This window comes from Lysinibacillus sp. NPDC096382, from assembly GCF_044762845.1.
Lineage (GTDB): Bacteria > Bacillota > Bacilli > Bacillales_A > Planococcaceae > Lysinibacillus.
The window spans coordinates 1-18121 of sequence record NZ_JBIWFC010000021.1 but is presented as its reverse complement, the minus strand read 5'-3'; the positions used below and the strand labels follow the sequence as shown (position 1 = coordinate 18121).

The window sequence follows — 18121 nt, the reverse complement described above, 5'->3', positions numbered from 1 at the left end:
CCTTACATGGTACAATAATAAAAATAGATAAAGTAGGTGATGTTTTATGGAAATTTCAATTAATCAATCTCTATTGACACAACATCCCGAGCTTAAAATCGGCATTATTCATTATACCAAAATTGTCGTTGCAGAATCGCCTCAAATGATTAAAGGTCGCATGCAATTGTATCAGGAAAATCTCTTTTTAGAAATGCAAGATAATCCTGTAACGCAACGAGAGGGTATTGCAGAATGGCGACAACTATGGAAAAAGCTTGGTGCAGATCCGAACCGCTATCGTCACTCAGCAGAAAGCTTAATGCGCCGAGTTAGTAAGCAAAATTATTTAACACCCTTTCACTCAGGTGTTGATTTAAATAATTTCTTCTCCCTCCAATATGAGATTCCGGTAGGCTTATATGATGTAGCTAAACTACAAGGACATATAAAAATCGCACTTGGCGACGAGGATACTGGCTATGAGGGCTTAAATGGTCGTTTTAATGCATTAAAAAATATCCTTTATAGCTGTGATGCTGAAGGAGCATTTGGGTCACCATTTGTCGATTCTAAACGTACGTCTGTTTCGGAGGAAACGACTGAGGCTCTACATATCTTCTACCTACGCCCATCATTATCAGAAGAAAGTGCGCAAGAGCTTCTTGCATCTGCCGGTAAGATGTTTAATCAAATTCATGGCGGCGATTTTAAAATGGACCTATTAACAAACGTAGCACCATCTACTACACTGTAAAAGGACGTGTTTTCATGATTAATCTAGCTGAAGCCGTTAAGCTAAAAAGTATTTTAGCAAAAAAAGTTCAAGAGTTCGTTGGCGAATTACATCGTAGCGCTTTTGTAACTGTTGAAAAAGGACAAGCACCCAAAACAAGTAATCGTGCAATGAAAGTAATTGAAGCTGAATTAGCTCAAGTACGTCTCGATGTTCGTACATTGGATCGTTTAGTATATGAAGCAAATATAAAAAACATAGTAGACTTTAAAGGTGACAAACTAGCATTAGTTGAAGCGATTGAGCTCGCAACACAGCTCCGTGCAGATGCTGAGCTGTGTAAACAGTTTAGTATGCACGAAAAAGAGAGTGTACGCATGGGATATGGTGAAAATACAATGCTTTATGAAATTGCTATGTATGAGCCAGATGAGTACCGCGAACGTGCTATTATATTAGAAAAAGATGCCCATAAATTATCGAATCTGATCAATGCAAAGAATTATAGTGTTGAAATTAACTTCGATGATTCTCGTTATTTCTAATATTGAGCGCCAATGCTATTATTTCTACAATAAAAAAAGCATCCTTTTAGAGCTGTACCTCCAATTGTGTTTAACAATTCGGGGTACAGCTTTGGGATGCTTTTTGTTCTACTTACTTAAATCATATTTAATTTCAAATTTCCCTATATCCCAATCAGCAAACAGAAAAGTTACATTAGTCTTAGTGTTAGGATCAGTATATGTATAAGCTACTTCCTCGTCAAAAGCAATATCACTTTCTTCGTCAAATTTATCGATATTCAATCCTAGTGCATAAGCAATTGACATAGCAGATATAATTCCTTCTGCCCATTCCCCTCCCTTTCCATCTTCATTTAATTCAGTTGCGGGAATTCCTTCTATAAAAATATTATATCCAATTATTTTTTTATCTTCATTATAATGAACGTCTATTTTATAATGACCCTTATGTTTTTTAAAATCAGTATCCAATAAAATTTGTGAAAAAATAGTTTCCTCTTTATTCAATTCACTAGTTATTGGTTCTGGAATTTCTGCTATTTCAATTCCTTCAACTGGATTCTTTTTATATATATTAGCTCTGACATTGTATTTTTTAACAAACTTTTCTACCGCAGCCTTTGATTCAGGATCAACCTCTTCAAATTTTACTGGAACGACTTTCTCTTCCTTTCCGACCTCTTCTTTTGTTTCCTGATCTTTTTTTACATCTGCCTCTTTTTTCTTCTCTGTTCCCTCTCCAGAACATCCAACTAGCATAACTGCTAGTAGTAATAATAAAGCTTTCTTCATTACCTTTATTCCCTCCGAATGTATATCAATAAAAATATACGTTACTAGATTCAATGAAATAGAATTCAGTGCAAAAAATACTTAAATTACTATATCGCATCATCCTATTACAATTATAACCAACATTTTTCGACATTTTGTGTAATAATAAGTTTTTATGGAAAGATAATATATAGAATACCAATTTTTTAAATCCCAATTACACAAAAGCAAATACAAAAGACAAGCCGAGGTTTCATCGCTTCTCAAGCCTATTAATAAGCAATAAAGACTTGTATAGCTCTAAATCAATTAAAATAAATACAGCAAAGCAAAAAAGCATCTCTTGATCTGCATTGCAATTGTTAGACACAATTGAGATGTAGTTCATTAGAGATGCTTTTTATTCTACTTAGTTAATTCAAATTTAAATTCAAATTTTCCTGCATCGACCTCAGTACAAAGATTAGTTACCTTATATGTAGAATCAGTATAAGAATGAGTGTCTCTATTTTCTTCAGCTTTAGCTAATGATTCGGTGAATTTACCCAAATCTAATCCTAGTGTTTGAGCAACTATTACAGCTGAAGTCATCCCTTCTGCCCATTCTTCTCCCTCATCATTTACTTCTTTTTCAGGGAGTCCTTGAACAGAAAGATTATATCCAATTATTTTTTTATCCTTATTGTATTTAGCAACTAATTTGTAATGGCCCTTATATTCTTTAAAATCAGCTTCCAATAGAACTTGTGAGAAATCATTAAGTTCATTCGTTACTGGTTCTGGAATCATGTCTAATCCTATAGGTTGAACCTGTTTAAATAAAGTAAGCTTTTCATTGTATTCTTTGGCAAACTTTTCAACTGTAGCTTTTGATTCAGAATCAACTTCTTCAAATTTTACTGTAACGACCTCTTCTTTTTTTACATCTGCCTCTTTTTTCTTCTCTGTTCCTTCTCCAGAACATCCAACTAGCATAACTGCTAGAAGTAATAATAAAACTTTCTTCATTACCTTTATTCCCTCCGAATGCATATCGTTAAAAATATACGTTTTTAGATTTAATGAAATAGAATTATAGTGCAAAAAGTTCCTAAAATACTATATCATCTCCTCCTATTACAATTCTGACAAAATAAGGTGTACATTTCCACCTTTATTATTCGTCATTTTTCGACATTTTCAGTAAAATAAAGGATCTTGTTACATATTGAACTAACTCTAATGAATATAAAAAAGCGTGTAACCAATAGTGGCTAAACGCTTTTGATAGTCTATTTTTTGCGAAAGCGCAGTGCTAACGTAGCGGCAGCAAAAGATGTCTTTTGTGTGAAAACGTAGCGTCAGCGCCGATGCAGGTCAGTTAGCCGTTTTCGCATGGATGCGATGATTTTAGGCTAACAACTCCTTCCCGATCCCGTGATATCCGCCGGAGGCATAACTTCTCCTAGAAGAATTTAAAATGTCTTTACGGGTTTGGAAGTCTATCATTTAGCATAGCTAAGTAAAAACTTCTTTTCTCATTGGCAAGAGTCATCACGTTTTCCAATTGCTCCAATTGTTGCTCTAGTAGATTAACATGTTTATTTAATAGTTCAATCCGTTTATGTAAAATTTCCTGGATATCCTCTATTTCTTGATCATTTTGTGTTAACAGACAGCCATCTTCAGCAAATAAAGTAATATCCTTTAGCTTCATTCCTGTTTGCTTTAATCCATAAACGAATTGGATAAAGCGAAGATCCTGATCATTATATTGCCGAATCCCGTTTTGCTTCCCATCCAAGCGATAAGGATTAGGTAAAAGACCCATTTTTTCATAATAACGAAGTGTATATGCAGAAATACCTGTTAATTTCGATATCTCACCAATTGAGTACATTAGGTTTTTGTCCCCTTTCATTCACATATAAGAATAACCTTTCCTACAGATAATGATTTTTCAAGCAATTCTTGTGCATGTGCAGCTTCCCGTAAAGGAAGTCTGTAAGAGATCAAGGGATTGATCTTCCCTTCCTCTAACAATGAAAGAAGGAACCGAACATCTTCCTTAAACCAATCTAATCTTTCTTTTTTTAATGATGTTATAGAGTAAAGATAGACCGGATTACCTTTCTCTGTAGTTCGATTTTCAGCCAGACTTTCCCATTCTTTGGCCCATTCTTCTGAATCTCCTTGCTGAAGAATCGAGGTATAGCCGTAACCTATGAAGCGGCCATTGTTGCTTAAGGTGTTCATCGAACGCTCGAAATTCTGGCCTCCTATTGGATCAAATACAACGTCCATACCTTCAGGAGCCTGGATACGAAGAGTATCTACAAAATCTTCGTTTCGATAGTCAATCGGCACGGCGCCGAATTTGGATACAATTGAATGTTTAGCCAATGAAGCAGTGCCATACATGTCTAATTTTGCTAACTCCCCAAGCTCAAGCAAAGCAGTACCAACCCCGCCGCTCGCCCCGTGAATAAGGATACGTTCTCCCTCAGCTACCTTTGCAATCCGGTGAAGCATTTGATAGGCTGTTACATAATTTAAGATCACAGCAACGGCCGTTACGGAATCAATGTGAGCAGGAATCCCGACAACCTCATCATCCATCGCGTACACATAAGATGCATAGCCACCCGTTCCGTTAAAAAAGACAGCTACCTTATCCCCTATCAAATATTTTTGCACGCCTTCTCCCAACTCGTCAACAATCCCAATAGCGTCGTATCCGGGAGTAAAGGGAGGTATAGGAGATAGCGGATATTTACCCTCTCTTCTCATAATATCCGCAAGTGCAACTCCTGCAGCTTGGACCTTAACGCGAATTTCCCCTCTTTCGGGTTTTCGTAAGGGCTCCTCTATCACATCAATAACCTGAGGTCCCCCGTATCTAGTTACAATTACTCGTGTATTCAAATCAAACATCTCCCCTCAATAAAGATGTTTGTATTATATTTGTTAGAGTAAACTCTAAGTCAAGGAATCTATTTAGCATCCGCCAAAGTTTAAAGTTTTATTGCATAGACGATTTCCCTGAAACTGTATACAATAGATTTATGGAGTCGATGAGACTTCATAGCGAATTGGATGTGCTGTTTTCAAAACTAGCTTTTTGGAGCTAACTTAAACAAAACCAATGACAAGTTACCTGTTACTGTATGACCAATGACTAATAACCAACTATCAGCAATGGCCATACTCAAACAACTTGACAATTAATTTGAAAACGCCATCCAATAGCTCTCTTACATCTTGTGTAGGAGAGCTTTTTCTGTTCATATAATTACCTCATCTTGCTTTAACGAATAAAGAAGCAACGTAGAAGATTCCCCCAAAATTAACATAATTAAAAACCCAACATATTTTAATCCATTACGTCGCAATTCCCATCCCCTTCCATTAACTTTCTCTTTTTCCACCTCATGTGCAGAAGTTTTTTCATGTCTAATTCTCCCCTAACATGTAAAGAATAACTATATTCAAAAGAAAGGGGTTATACAATGACGAAACAACACGATTCCACAAACGAGCATGACATGACCTTGACAAATCGACAGGGGCATCCTATTACGAACAATCAAAATATACGAACTGTCAGTAATCGAGGACCTGCAACTCTTGAAAACTATGATTTTATAGAAAAAATAAGTCACTTTGACCGCGAAAGAATTCCTGAGCGTGTTGTTCATGCACGAGGTGCAGGGGCACATGGCTATTTTGAGACATACGGTGTTGTTGGGGATGATCCTATTGCTAAGTATACAAGGGCTAAAGTATTTCAGGATAAAGGGAAGCAGACGCCTGTTTTTGTGCGCTTCTCAACCGTTATTCATGGCGGTCATTCACCAGAAACATTACGTGATCCACGAGGCTTTGCTGTTAAATTCTATACTGAGGATGGTAACTGGGATTTAGTCGGCAATAATTTAAAAATCTTCTTTATCCGCGATGCTATGAAATTCCCTGATATGATTCACGCCTTTAAGCCTGATCCGATTACAAATATTCAGGACGTTGAACGCTTTTTTGATTTCTGTGCAAGTTCTCCAGAAACCTTCCATATGGTGACATTTGTTTATTCACCTTGGGGTATTCCCGCTAATTATCGAATGATGCAAGGCTCTGGCGTCAATACGTATAAATGGGTCAATAGTGAAGGCAAAGCGGTCCTTGTAAAATATCATTGGGAACCTTTACAAGGCATTAAAAACTTAACACAAAAAGAAGCAGAAGAAATCCAAAAGAAAAATTTCAATCATGCCACACAAGATTTATATGATGCAATTAAAAATGGTAATTATCCTGAATGGGAGCTTAACGTCCAAATTATGGAGGATGGTCCACATCCAGAGCTTGATTTTGATCCATTAGATGATACGAAGCTTTGGCCTAATGATCAATTCCCATGGTATCCAATTGGTAAGATGGTGTTAAATAAAAATCCAGAAGATTATTTTGCTGAGGTTGAACAGGCTACTTTCGGTACAGGAGTGCTTGTGGACGGATTGGATTTCTCGGACGATAAAATGCTACAAGGTCGTACCTTCTCTTATTCTGATACACAGCGTCACCGTGTAGGTGCAAACTATTTACAACTCCCTATCAATGCACCTAAAAAACGAGTAGCAACCAATCAAAACGGTGGTCAAATGATGTATCAGCGAGATTTAGCTCCGGGGCAAAACTCTCATATTAACTATGAGCCTTCGATGTTAAATGGTTTAAAAGAAGCTTCTCAAGCGGCTAAAGAATATACACCTCTTGTGGAAGGTAATCTCGTTCGAGAATCCATTGATCGGCAAAGCAATACGAAGCAAGCCGGCGAAACATATCGCAATTTTGAACAATGGGAGCGAGATGAGCTGCTTGAAAACTTAATTCGTGATTTAGCAGTCTGTCATATAGCCATTCAAGAAGCGATGATTGCATTAGCACAAGAAGCAGATGAAGAATACGGTCGCTTGTTAAAAGAAGGTTTACAAAAAGCTCGAAATGATTCATCTTCATCAAAGCCACTTGGCAATATTGCTGGTGATGAAGCACCTCAAAAGGCTATAGATAAAGGTCATGGCGCAGAACCTTATTAATAACCTAAACGTTCCTACAAAATAAAGCGCTCAGCACAATATAAAGTACTGAGCGCTTCTTTTAATGCACACCAGGCAAAATCTTTAGTATCTTTTCCTGTCCATCTAAAATAGCATCTACGCCTAATGGAATTGCAATATTCGTTGAATCATGGCCAATTTTAAAGCCCGCAACAACTGGAACGCCTAAATCCGCAAAATAATCCTTCATTAAAGCAAATAATGCCGCTTCATCCGCTTCTGTTTGCGTAAAGGAACCGATAACAACTCCGGCTAGCTGCTCAAGCTTTCTCGCCTGCTTTAATTGCTGCAACATCGCATCGATTTTTGGGATAGATTCCCCAAGCTCCTCAATCAATAAAATGCGACCTTCTGTGCAAACTTCAAATTTTGTACCTAATGTGTTAACAAGGCGACGTAAATTTCCTCCAATAATCTCACCACGAGCTACACCAGGTGCAATCGTCGTTAATGGGGAAATATCCTCCGTATATTGTACTTCCATCGGTGAAAATAGCTGTAAAAACATCTTCTTTGATAAATCATCTATTCTTCTAACAGACATAAGTAGCGGCCCATGAAACGTCACTAAATTAGCATATTCGTTAATCGCGCAATGTAAATATGTAAGATCAGAAAAGCCCCAGAAGATTTTTGGATTTTCCTCAAGTAGTCCGTAGTCAATCTTCTCCGCAATTCGTGCAGAGCCATAGCCCCCTTTAACGCAAAAAATTGCCTTCACCTCAGGATTTCTCACCATTTCATGAAAATCAGCCAGACGCTCTTCATCACTACCTGCTAGGTAATCGTGCTTTGCCTGAATGGTATCCCCAATTATATAGTTTAGCCCTAATTCTTCAAGAAAGGCTATAGCATCTCCTAGCTTTTCGGGCTGTGCTTGACTGGATAAAGCCACAAGACCAACTGTATCTCCCTTTTGTAAATGTGCTACGGTGCTTTTCACCCTAATCCCTCCTATTTTCTAATTCAAGCATATAGATAATATTGTAGCATTGATTAATGGCGAAGCTAGTGTTGATAAAATTTAAATTTCCGGATGAATGTATGTCGTTCTAGTCCTACATTCCGTCACTCTGACTCTATTTTCCGTCGCTCAGATTCTTCTTTCCGTCACTTCGACTCTTCCTTCCGTTGCTCTGGCTCTACTTTCCGTCGCTTCGACCCTTCCTTCCGTCGCTCTGGCTCTTCTTTCCGTCGCTTCGACCCTTCCTTCCGTCGCTCTGGCTCTACTTTCCGTCGCTTGGATTTCTTTCCGTCACTTCGACTCTTCCTTCCGTAGCTCGGATTACTTTCCGTCACTTCGACTCTTCTTTCCGTCACTTCGACTCTTCTTTCCGTCGCTTTGGCTCTACTTTCCGTCGCTTGGATTTCTTTCCGTCACTTCGCCTCTACTTTCCGTCGCTCGGATTCTTCTTTCCGTCGCTCTGATTTCTTTCCGTCACTTCGACTCTTCTTTCCGTCGCTTTGACTCTTCCTTCCGTCGCTTTGACTCTTCCTTCCGTCGCTCGGATTACTTTCCGTCACTTCGACTCTTCTTTCCGTCGCTCTGGCTCTTCTTTCCGTCGCTCTGGCTCTTCTTTCCGTCGCTCGGATTTCTTTCCGTCACTTCGACTCTTCCTTCCGTCGCTCTGGCTCTTCTTTCCGTCACTCCGACTCTTCTTTCCGTCGCTCGGATTACTTTCCGTCACTTCGACCCTTCTGTCCGTCGCTCTGATCGCCAAAATAAAAAAGCGTAGACTTCAAATAATATAAAGTCTACGCTTATTTCTTATTTTGTTCCGCCGTAAATAATTGTTACATTTGGATGATTTAATAATTGGCTTGCTGGGAAATCTTCAGTGATGATACCACTTTTTAATTTTTCCATAGCCTCTAGTTTTTTTTCACCAAATGCAATTAACACGATTTCCTTGGCTTTCATAATAGATTGAATGCCCATTGTAATTGCATGAGTCGGTACATCTTTAGAGTTATCAAAATAAATTGCATTTTCTTTACGTGTAGATTCAGTTAGCTCCACAATATTAGTCATTGAAGCAAAAGATGTGCCCGGTTCGTTAAAAGCAATATGTCCGTTAATGCCAATGCCTAGAAGCTGCAGATCAATTCCTCCCGCTTCCTTAATGCGAGCTTCATAAGCCGCACACTCAGCATCTAAGTTTTCTGCCTTACCATTTGGTAAATGTATATTTTCTTCCTTAATATCTACATGATTGAATAAGTTCTCATGCATAAATGTCCAATAACTTGCCGGACTTGTTTGATCGAGACCTATATATTCATCTAGGTTAAAGGTAATCACATCGCTAAAAGATATATTGCCAGCTTGTTGGCGTTTCACTAATTCCTTATACATTCCTAAGGGAGAACCACCAGTCGCTAATCCTAAAATACTTGTTGGTTTTATTTGTAATTGTTTAGTGAAAATATCCGCTGCTACTTTGCTCATTTCATCGTATGAATTTACTTCTAACCATTTCATTTCGCTTGTCATTCGTATACCTACCTTACAATCATTATTATTAACTAAAATAATAGGAAATATCTTTCTTTATTATAGTTAATACTTTCATTTTACAAGTTATTTACCTTCTTTTCTATTATTTTCTTTATATTATTCACGTGTATTCTCAAACCATTTCGGTTATGTTATTTAGTAAGGAAATGAGGCGATTTTATGAATTCACAAATAAAGCAATATTTAAGGCTTATTCAATTTCAAGGATCTTTAGAGCCATCTATTAAGTTACTTGGTCAGCTTCAAACCAAACATCTACATACCATTCCTTATGAGAACCTAGATGTTGCCTTAAAACATGACATCTCCTTCGCTATTCCTGACCTTTTTCAAAAAATGATTATTCAACTTCGCGGAGGCAATTGTTTTGAACTAAATATTTTATTTAGTTGGCTACTTCGCGAACTTGGCTTTTCTGTAACCAACCGCTATGCACAATTTTGGCGCAACAATGAAGCAGATACTCCTGTTGAGGATGTACCTATGCATCAGCTATTGCTGGTCAATTTCAATGGCCAATCATATATTTCAGATGTTGGTGTAGGTGCACTAGCTCCTTGTAAACCAGTTCCACTAATAGCTGGACATCAACACCGTGAAGGTAATGAACTTTATAAAATTGAACGAGATGAAGCGAACGGCTGGATGCTGTACGAACTAACAAAAAATAATTGGCGTTTACTTTATAGTTTTTTTGATGACGCTAACGATGCAAAGTTTGCACCAAGACTTTCTAAACAAAAAAATAAAATCGCGATGATTCGTACTCCTCGTGGCCGACATACAATGCTTAATAACGAATTTCGAATTTACGAGAGATACTCCCTAACAACTTATACAACTCATAACGAAAAGGAATGGCGACAAGCACTTCATCGCTTTTTTCATATTTCATTAGATTAGATACTACAAAAAGCAAGCCTCCCCATTTAAAAGGAGGCTTGCTTTTCCTGTGCTATCGACTTAATCACAAAAAAGCCTCCGCAATCGTTTGGCAGAGACTTATTAAATAGCTTATTTGTTTTGAATTAAGCCGAAGCCAAGCCCAGTTGGATCTACCATATAGGCAAGATAAAACTCAGCAAATTCCATTTTGTCACGAACAATGATGGCACCATTATGTTTAGCTTTAGCCATAGCCTCATCGATAGAATCCACTTCGATTTGAATACGTGTTCCAAAAGGATAATCATGTGGCCCCTTAGCAATACCGCCGTTAATCCCTAATTTTTTATCATCCCCGGTTGTTACAGCCCAATATTCCCAATTAGGTGCGGCTACATCCCAACCAAAAACCTTGGCATAAAACTCAGCTGCTTTTTCAGGCTCCTGGCTATTTAATTCAAACCCTATAACTCTCCCCATCTAATTCCCCTCCTAATTTTTAAATCATAATTTATAATTCCATAACCAAATGGATATTCTCTCCATTTATTCAACACCATAATGTAGAGTTGAATTCCTTTCCAACTAGGTGCTTTCCTGGAGATGTCTAATTAGCCTTGGTATTAGCAATTGTGACAACATAATGACGTAGGTATTTAACTATTCATTAATCAGGAAAATATTGTATAATTAAATTAGAACGAACGTTCAAATGTTATGAAGGAGTAAATCATTGAATAAAAGACGTTATGATAGCGAGAAAGCAAAAGTTGAAATTATGGAACATGCGGTTAGTTTGTTTTCTCAAAAAGGCTATAATCAAACATCAGTTGGCGATATTTCCACCGCTTCAGGCTACAGCAAAGGACACATTTATTACCATTTTGAAAACAAAGAAAAGCTCTTTGTTCTTTTAGCGCACCAAACAATGCAAGATTGGAACAACAAATGGCTGCAAAAAGAATGTAACTACTCTACGGCAACAGAAAAATTATATGGCATGGCCATGCATGTTCTCTATCATTACCAAACACCTTTATTAAGATCAGGGCAAGAGCTAGCTTCCAATCCAAAATCGAGCCCTGAATCAGTACAACAATTATACAATTTAGCGGTTGTACCGATGGGTGCTTATCGTGCGATTTTGCAAGAAGGAATTGATAAGGGGGAATTTGTTCATGGAAATATTGATGAGTGGACAGTTCTGCTAGGTACATGGCTAGGGGGATTATGTCAGCTTACAAATACTCAGGAGCTGAAAACACTTGAGCCACTCTTTAACAAGGCAATAACCATTTTTATCAATTATGCCTCGGCATAATGGCTTCTAGAGGAATTAAATTATTACAACGGGTGAAGTTAAAGAAGATAAAAAAAGGTGGGATATAAATGAAAATTGCATGTATAGGCGACAGCTTAACAGAAGGTAGACCGGGGGTTTCATTTTTTAAACTACTAATAACAAAACATCAACATATCGAATTTGATAATCTCGGTAAACCAGGTGAAACAGTAAAAAGCTTACACAGTCGTTTAGAGAAATCGAAGCTAGCTACTTATTATGACCTTAGCTTTCTTTGGATTGGTGTCAACGATGTCTATGGAAAACTTTTGAAAGTGCAGGCACAACCAGTGACAAAAGACCATCAAGAATTTAAAGATTACTATGTAAATTGTTTAGAAATCATTTTAGCATCCTCTAAACATGTCGTTTTAGTAACACCAGCTTTAATAGGAGAGACAATTAAAAACGCTCCTAATAAAGAATTAAAAGAGCTCTCCTCTATTATTCAATCCATTTCTTCAAAATATGCAAATGTAAGCTTTCTAAATATTCAAGAGGTGTTTGAGCATCACTTAGAACAAGTTACTAGTTCTGATTATATGAACACCAATGTTATGCGAGTAATGAAAGATGTACTGTTTTATAAAAATCCTTTGCGAATTGACCGATTATCTAAAAAGAGAGGGCTACATTTAACGTTAGATGGCGTTCATTTAAATAGTAACGGAGCAGAACTTGTCTTGAAAGAATACACAGCTGTCATTGAACAGTTTCACTTACAAGAAGCTATTGAACAATAGGAAGTCATGTGAGAGGTGATGAATATGAGAAAGGTTGCGATTGTTACTGGCGGTGTATCAGGTATAGGGAAGGCTATCTGCAAAGAGTTAGTAGGTCGTCATGTATTTGTCATTATTGCAGATATTAACGAACATGATGGACATTTTCTAGAGGCAGAACTAAATAAAGATGCTTCAAATGCTAGATTTGTTGAATTAAATGTAACCGATTATAAAAGTGTTGAACATGCCATTACAAATGTCTATGAGGAATTTCAAAGATTAGATTATTTATTCAATAATGCTGGTATAGCTATGTATGGTGAAATGTATGATATGTCGATGGACGAATGGAAAAACATTGTGGATCTTAACTTATGGGGCGTTATATATGGTACTCAAGTTGGCTATCAAATCATGAAGAAACAAGGTTTTGGACATATCATCAATACCTCATCAGCAGCAGGGTTGGGGCCAGCGCCTATATCTGCCGCATATTCAACTACGAAGCATGCTGTTGTGGGCTTAACGACATCACTTCACTATGAGGCTGAGGAATTTGGCATCAAGGTAAGTACGCTATGTCCGACTTTTGTTGATACACCTATTTTCGATAAAGCAACGGCTATTAATATTGATAAGTCAGTGATGTCCAAACAATTGAAAAAGCAAAAAATGATGTCTCCACAGCAACTAGCAAAAATCACTATTGCAGGCGTACACAAAAATAAGCCTATTATCTGTCCTATGCCTATGCGTAAAACAATGGATGTACTCTTTACGATCTTCCCTTCGTTGCACAGAGCTTTAATGAGAATGGTCTGTAAAGTAAGTCGAAAAGCTCGATTAACATAAACTTTTAACGTAAAAGCTTTCTTCCAGAGGTAAAAAACCGCTATGCTTTTCCGCCGCCCAGGCACGAACCGCATCATGGCCCAAAATAGGATGTTGGACACGAAGGCATATATCTCCTTCGCTACATTTTCATTTACACTCTTTAAAAACAATTTGTAGGCGTCTCGCGGCTTTTTACCTTTATATTTAAGATAACTTAAACACTGAACGGAATAACCCTTTTCAGAGATAAATAGCTAGTTATTTATACTTTTCTTTATCATTTTTATAAATACCTAAAAGTAATATAATTAACCCTATAACAAAAATTATAGGAGCTAAAAACATCATAATCGAGGTTGCCCAACTATTTTTAACTATTATTCCATACATTACGCCAATTACAAAAGATAAGAACGGTGCAAACGCTATCATTGTAATGATACCCCAAACGATGTAATTCCCTTTCTCTGACCTTCCTTCGGTTAATTGGAATCCCGCTATTAGACCAACTAATACTATCAATAAAGCAATGACAAACGCCATTTGAAATCACCTCCCCCTTTCCTTCTATAATATGCTTCATTAGTTTAGTGGTTTGGTAACATAACACTAGGCTTATTAAAAATATCTATAAATAACGCCCAGATGGAACGGAAAATCAGCTTAACATTATGGTGATAAGCCTGTTTAACTTCTTTTAGCGGATGTCAAAAAACCACAACCATCAATAAATGCGGTTGTGGTTTTTATGATTCGATCTAAATGGCATCTTGCAAAATGACACCGTCGCTCATTTTAATAATACGATCCGTATAAGCAAGCATTTCTTCATCATGTGTCACCATTAAAGTAGTAATGTTTAACGTTTTAGTCAAATCTCTAATTAGTAACATAACCTCCTTTGATCTTTGTGAATCTAAGCTTGCTGTTGGTTCATCTGCGAAAAGAACTTTCGGTTTATGAATGATTGCTCGGGCAATGGCAACACGTTGCTTCTCGCCACCTGACAAGGACGAAGGATAAGCCATTTTTCGATGGTCCATCCCTACTAATTTTAGTATTCGATTAACTTCATTTTTTTGTTCCTGCTTCTTTAATTTTGATTCAGAAACATCTAGCATTAGCAGTAGCTGCTCCTCAACTGTAAGAAAAGGTACAAGGTGTGCAAACTGAAAGACAAACCCAAATTCACTTGCTCGTACTTTTCGAACCTCTTCAGATTTCATGGTGGACATATTTTTCGCTTCAAATATAACGTACCCATCTGTTGCAGGCTGAAGTCCAGCAGCTATTGTCAGAAGTGTACTCTTACCTGATCCAGATGCACCGACCAATGCTGTTATTTCCCCTTCATTTAGAGAAAGATCTATCCCTTTAAGTATTTCTTCCTCTACCTCGCCATTCCTAAACGTTTTTCTAACTTCATCGATTTTAAATAAAGTCATATTAAGCATCTCCTTGCTGTATCGCTTGTAATGGTTGAATTTTTTTAATTTGGATGCCTGAAATTGTAGCACCAATAAATCCAATAATTAGGAATACGATCGATAATTGCGTTGTCGTCGCAATTGTTAACGTGAAAGGCATTCCTTTTGGCGCTATCAGATTAAATGCTTGGCTAAAGGCTACCGACAAAATAAGTGAAATAACTGTAATGATAGCCATCTGTGTCCATATCATTTTGAATAGTTTGCTCGTTTTCACACCAATGGCCTTCAAAATTCCGTATAAACCAATTTTTTGAACGTTCATCATATAGAAGAAGATAGCAAACAGCATCCCACTAATGACTACTAAAAACCAGACAATCATATTTAAAGACATTTGTTCTGCGCTATAGCTTGGGATTGTATTAAGAAACTCTTTATTCGAAAATGATTGTAATCCAGCAAATTGTTTTGAAGAATCACCATTTGGTACAAAAATCAATTGCATTTCATCAGCACGATAAATTTCTTTATAATCCTCTTTATTAATATAGGCAACCGGTGCATGACTATATTTCTTTTGCTCTACAAATCCTTTTACTACAAACTTGTCACTAAACTGATTATTCGTTAATGTATCGCCTACTTTTATTCCTTTATCTTTCAATGAGCTGTCTAATATCACTTCTTCGTGTTGCACATTTTCAAATAACTCTGAATCAGTGGATGCAACAAAGGCAACGCTTTGCTGCTTATTGTCCTGATCATTTAAAAAGCCCATTTGTAGTGAAAAAGCTACTGCATCCTTTTCATTGCTCAATATTTCATTTTGTGTACCGCTATCTATTTTTGACAGATTATAAGTTTGATCTGCATCCGTATTCATATAAAATTGTCCTTGTGGTAAATCTTTAATTAAAGCGGCATTATCCTGTGATAATCCATTCGCCAAACCAGAAATAATAAAAGTTAAAAAACTAACTAGAAAAACAATTGAACCTAATATTAAAAATCTTACTTTATTCTTCTTAATTTCTTTCCACGCAAGATTCATAGTGAACTCCTCCATTCCTTTTTACATCCTTAGCATAAAAACCTTAAATGAACGGAAGATGAACTAATCATTAAAATTACAATATTTTCAGTAAAAAAAGCTCATAAACCTTTTCTTTTTTAGGTTTACGAGCTGATTGTAAAATTATTGGCCATCTAAACGAATGACAGCTTTTTTATAATATTTTGGCGTTTCCTCTATTTTTGATTCGTACAAAATCACTTCTTCAACTAGAAATTTTGGAAGCTGAAAATTTTCTTCTAGCAATGCGCCGAACGGAATCTCCCCGCACGCTTCATCCCATTTTCTTGCAACAGTTATATGGGGTGTAAAGGGCTTCTTATCTAATTCAAAACCAGCCTTCATACAATCACGGTATACTATTTCTTTCACCAAATTTAATTGCTGCGATTCGAGCAGATTAACCCATAAAATTCTTGGATATTCTTTTCTCCCAAAAGTATTGAACCCTTGAATTTTTAATTCGAATGGTAGAACATTCCGAAGATTTTTCCTCGTTTCATCCATTACAGCCTGTAATTGCTCTTCATCCGCATGACCTAAAAAAGCCAATGTGATGTGATAATCTTCCTGGTGTACCCATCGTTTAAAATGAAAATCTGTTTTCATTTCTTCACATCTCACTTTAAGAGCTGCTTTAATATCTGAAGGAAGTGGGACGGCAATAAAAAAATGTCTGTTCATAATTATAACCTCTCTATTCATCATAAATACTACTTATCAGGCATTATGTCATTTCCTACTTTAATTTAACCATTACTACTCACGCTAAAGCAGAAATAACCCCCTTTTCTTTTTAGCGAGTGGGCCATAATGTAAAGTGAGGTGGTCTAAGTGGAACAACAAGATTATTACACTTTGTAAAGCACACAATATTTCTCCTCGAAAACCTAGATTTATTAAAGTTGAAGATGTGGTTACTATTAATGTTAAAAATCATATGAAAGAAGGAGTAGATTTGCAATGTTTTAAAATTCTTAATCTTATTGCTACCTTTTATTAATAATCCTAACTGGAGCGGCAACAAATAAAGTTGAACACAACACACTCGCCATCACTTTTTGCTTTTCATGTCATCACCCCTTGTATTATTGATTTTTACTTCTATTAATTTTAAAATTCTGCAAATTCATTTCTGTACTGTGTATAGCAATCTATGGTTCGTATAAAAAAATCCTCTCAAAAATACCCTTTGAGAGGATCTTAATTGCTTTCTACAAATAAAAAAAGAACCCTTGTAATCAAGGATTCTCTACTAAATATGATACCGGTGGTCGGGGTCGAACCGACACTCCAAAGGAACACGATTTTGAGTCGTGCGCGTCTGCCAATTCCGCCACACCGGCATAATGGAGATAAAAAAAATCGGATAAACCGATTGATTAATAAAATATGGAGGCGGCAACCGGATTTGAACCGGTGATAAAGGTGTTGCAGACCTGTGCCTTACCACTTGGCTATGCCGCCATAATAATTGGAGCGGAAGACGAGGTTCGAACTCGCGACCCCCACCTTGGCAAGGTGGTGTTCTACCACTGAACTACTTCCGCAAAAAAATGGCTGGGGTACCTGGATTCGAACCAGGGCGTGACGGAATCAAAATCCGTTGCCTTACCGCTTGGCTATACCCCAAAAGTTAAATATATAAATGGGGCGACTGATGGGAATCGAACCCACGAATGCCTGAACCACAATCAGGTGCGTTAACCACTTCGCCACAACCGCCATATTACTATATATTTTATTGTTTTAAATTAAATGGGGCGACTGATGGGAATCGAACCCACGAATGCCTGAACCACAATCAGGTGCGTTAACCACTTCGCCACAACCGCCATAAAATTAATTAATTGGCAGGGGCAGTAGGAATCGAACCCACATCAAAGGTTTTGGAGACCTCTATTCTACCGTTAAACTATGCCCCTATGAAAAAACTGGTGGAGGGGGACGGATTCGAACCGCCGAACCCTAAGGAGCGGATTTACAGTCCGCCGCGTTTAGCCACTTCGCTACCCCTCCGGTAATGCCATGGTGCCGGCGATAGGAGTCGAACCCACGACCTACTGATTACAAGTCAGTTGCTCTACCAACTGAGCTACACCGGCAAAAAATATGGTGGGTCAGGACGGAATCGAACCGCCGACACTTAGAGCTTCAATCTAATGCTCTACCAACTGAGCTACTGACCCATATTTTTTAAAAA

At 37.3% G+C, this 18121-nt stretch carries 19 protein-coding genes and 10 tRNA genes; 7 read left to right on the top strand and 22 right to left on the bottom strand.

What is annotated here, in order from left to right:
• Positions 1–46: 46 nt before the first annotated feature.
• Positions 47–736, top strand: coding sequence for a B3/B4 domain-containing protein (locus tag ACIQZA_RS21625; RefSeq protein WP_400937945.1), 690 nt, complete (start codon positions 47–49; stop codon positions 734–736).
• 14 nt (positions 737–750) lie between these two features.
• The gene (locus tag ACIQZA_RS21620) at positions 751–1260 is read left to right on the top strand and encodes a hypothetical protein (RefSeq protein WP_400937948.1); all 510 of its coding nucleotides are present in this window, start codon (positions 751–753) and stop codon (positions 1258–1260) included.
• Between the two features lie 108 nt (positions 1261–1368).
• On the opposite strand, the gene ACIQZA_RS21615 is transcribed toward ACIQZA_RS21620, so the two are convergent.
• From ACIQZA_RS21615 to ACIQZA_RS21600, 4 genes are all read right to left on the bottom strand, one after another.
• On the bottom strand, positions 1369–2034 hold the full coding sequence (locus ACIQZA_RS21615) for a hypothetical protein (RefSeq protein WP_402883815.1): 666 nt from the start codon (positions 2032–2034) through the stop codon (positions 1369–1371).
• Between the two features lie 387 nt (positions 2035–2421).
• Complete coding sequence (locus ACIQZA_RS21610; RefSeq protein ID WP_400937952.1) at positions 2422–3024, bottom strand: hypothetical protein; 603 nt, start codon at positions 3022–3024, stop codon at positions 2422–2424.
• A 457-nt stretch (positions 3025–3481) separates the two neighbouring features.
• Positions 3482–3895 (bottom strand): MerR family transcriptional regulator, encoded by a 414-nt coding sequence (locus ACIQZA_RS21605; RefSeq protein ID WP_400937954.1) that lies wholly within the window; start codon positions 3893–3895, stop codon positions 3482–3484.
• Between the two features lie 17 nt (positions 3896–3912).
• Entirely contained in the window at positions 3913–4920 is a 1008-nt protein-coding gene (locus tag ACIQZA_RS21600) for a medium chain dehydrogenase/reductase family protein (RefSeq protein WP_402883816.1), read from the bottom strand.
• 584 nt (positions 4921–5504) lie between these two features.
• Here ACIQZA_RS21600 and ACIQZA_RS21595 point away from each other — a divergent pair.
• Positions 5505–7091, top strand: coding sequence for a catalase (locus tag ACIQZA_RS21595; protein WP_402883818.1), 1587 nt, complete (start codon positions 5505–5507; stop codon positions 7089–7091).
• Positions 7092–7152: 61 nt separating this feature from the next.
• Here the strand turns inward: ACIQZA_RS21595 and ACIQZA_RS21590 are convergent, their stop codons facing one another.
• From ACIQZA_RS21590 to nagB, 3 genes are all read right to left on the bottom strand, one after another.
• Positions 7153–8055: a S66 peptidase family protein gene (locus ACIQZA_RS21590; protein ID WP_402883819.1), complete on the bottom strand. Its 903-nt coding sequence runs from the start codon at positions 8053–8055 to the stop codon at positions 7153–7155.
• Positions 8056–8222: 167 nt separating this feature from the next.
• Positions 8223–8432: a hypothetical protein gene (locus ACIQZA_RS21585; protein ID WP_402883821.1), complete on the bottom strand. Its 210-nt coding sequence runs from the start codon at positions 8430–8432 to the stop codon at positions 8223–8225.
• 448 nt (positions 8433–8880) lie between these two features.
• Positions 8881–9594, bottom strand: coding sequence for a glucosamine-6-phosphate deaminase (gene nagB, locus ACIQZA_RS21580; RefSeq protein ID WP_402883838.1), 714 nt, complete (start codon positions 9592–9594; stop codon positions 8881–8883).
• Positions 9595–9789: 195 nt separating this feature from the next.
• Between nagB and ACIQZA_RS21575 the strand changes: the two genes are divergently transcribed.
• Complete coding sequence (locus ACIQZA_RS21575) at positions 9790–10533, top strand: arylamine N-acetyltransferase family protein (protein ID WP_402883823.1); 744 nt, start codon at positions 9790–9792, stop codon at positions 10531–10533.
• Between the two features lie 111 nt (positions 10534–10644).
• Here the strand turns inward: ACIQZA_RS21575 and ACIQZA_RS21570 are convergent, their stop codons facing one another.
• A complete protein-coding gene (locus ACIQZA_RS21570; protein WP_402883824.1) occupies positions 10645–10995 on the bottom strand; it encodes a VOC family protein in 351 nt (116 codons plus the stop codon).
• Positions 10996–11248: 253 nt separating this feature from the next.
• On the opposite strand from ACIQZA_RS21570, the gene ACIQZA_RS21565 reads away from it, so the two are divergent.
• The 3 genes from ACIQZA_RS21565 to ACIQZA_RS21555 all read left to right on the top strand — a co-directional run bounded on the left by ACIQZA_RS21565 (position 11249) and on the right by ACIQZA_RS21555 (position 13434).
• The gene (locus tag ACIQZA_RS21565) at positions 11249–11836 is read left to right on the top strand and encodes a TetR/AcrR family transcriptional regulator (protein WP_400937970.1); all 588 of its coding nucleotides are present in this window, start codon (positions 11249–11251) and stop codon (positions 11834–11836) included.
• A gap of 68 nt (positions 11837–11904) precedes the next feature.
• Positions 11905–12600: an SGNH/GDSL hydrolase family protein gene (locus ACIQZA_RS21560; RefSeq protein WP_400937972.1), complete on the top strand. Its 696-nt coding sequence runs from the start codon at positions 11905–11907 to the stop codon at positions 12598–12600.
• Positions 12601–12618: 18 nt separating this feature from the next.
• Positions 12619–13434, top strand: coding sequence for an SDR family NAD(P)-dependent oxidoreductase (locus ACIQZA_RS21555; RefSeq protein ID WP_400937991.1), 816 nt, complete (start codon positions 12619–12621; stop codon positions 13432–13434).
• Positions 13435–13674: 240 nt separating this feature from the next.
• On the opposite strand, the gene ACIQZA_RS21550 is transcribed toward ACIQZA_RS21555, so the two are convergent.
• The 14 genes from ACIQZA_RS21550 to ACIQZA_RS21485 form a co-directional block, all read right to left on the bottom strand.
• Positions 13675–13959 carry a hypothetical protein gene (locus tag ACIQZA_RS21550; protein WP_402883826.1) on the bottom strand — a complete coding sequence of 95 codons (285 nt, stop codon included), beginning with the start codon at positions 13957–13959 and terminating at the stop codon, positions 13675–13677.
• 215 nt (positions 13960–14174) lie between these two features.
• Entirely contained in the window at positions 14175–14861 is a 687-nt protein-coding gene (locus ACIQZA_RS21545) for an ABC transporter ATP-binding protein (RefSeq protein ID WP_402883828.1), read from the bottom strand.
• A 1-nt stretch (position 14862) separates the two neighbouring features.
• Complete coding sequence (locus tag ACIQZA_RS21540; RefSeq protein ID WP_402883829.1) at positions 14863–15897, bottom strand: ABC transporter permease; 1035 nt, start codon at positions 15895–15897, stop codon at positions 14863–14865.
• 144 nt (positions 15898–16041) lie between these two features.
• Positions 16042–16602 (bottom strand): RNA 2',3'-cyclic phosphodiesterase, encoded by a 561-nt coding sequence (gene thpR, locus ACIQZA_RS21535; protein WP_402883831.1) that lies wholly within the window; start codon positions 16600–16602, stop codon positions 16042–16044.
• 581 nt (positions 16603–17183) lie between these two features.
• Positions 17184–17264, bottom strand: a tRNA-Leu gene (locus ACIQZA_RS21530).
• A gap of 47 nt (positions 17265–17311) precedes the next feature.
• Positions 17312–17385 (bottom strand) — tRNA-Cys (locus ACIQZA_RS21525).
• A gap of 8 nt (positions 17386–17393) precedes the next feature.
• Positions 17394–17468 (bottom strand) — tRNA-Gly (locus tag ACIQZA_RS21520).
• A 7-nt stretch (positions 17469–17475) separates the two neighbouring features.
• Positions 17476–17550, bottom strand: a tRNA-Gln gene (locus ACIQZA_RS21515).
• A gap of 17 nt (positions 17551–17567) precedes the next feature.
• Positions 17568–17643: transfer RNA gene (locus tag ACIQZA_RS21510), tRNA-His, on the bottom strand.
• A gap of 34 nt (positions 17644–17677) precedes the next feature.
• Positions 17678–17753: transfer RNA gene (locus ACIQZA_RS21505), tRNA-His, on the bottom strand.
• Positions 17754–17769: 16 nt separating this feature from the next.
• Positions 17770–17843 (bottom strand) — tRNA-Trp (locus tag ACIQZA_RS21500).
• 10 nt (positions 17844–17853) lie between these two features.
• Positions 17854–17937: transfer RNA gene (locus ACIQZA_RS21495), tRNA-Tyr, on the bottom strand.
• A gap of 10 nt (positions 17938–17947) precedes the next feature.
• Positions 17948–18023 (bottom strand) — tRNA-Thr (locus ACIQZA_RS21490).
• Between the two features lie 8 nt (positions 18024–18031).
• Positions 18032–18107: transfer RNA gene (locus ACIQZA_RS21485), tRNA-Phe, on the bottom strand.
• Between the last annotated feature and the right edge of the window lie 14 nt (positions 18108–18121).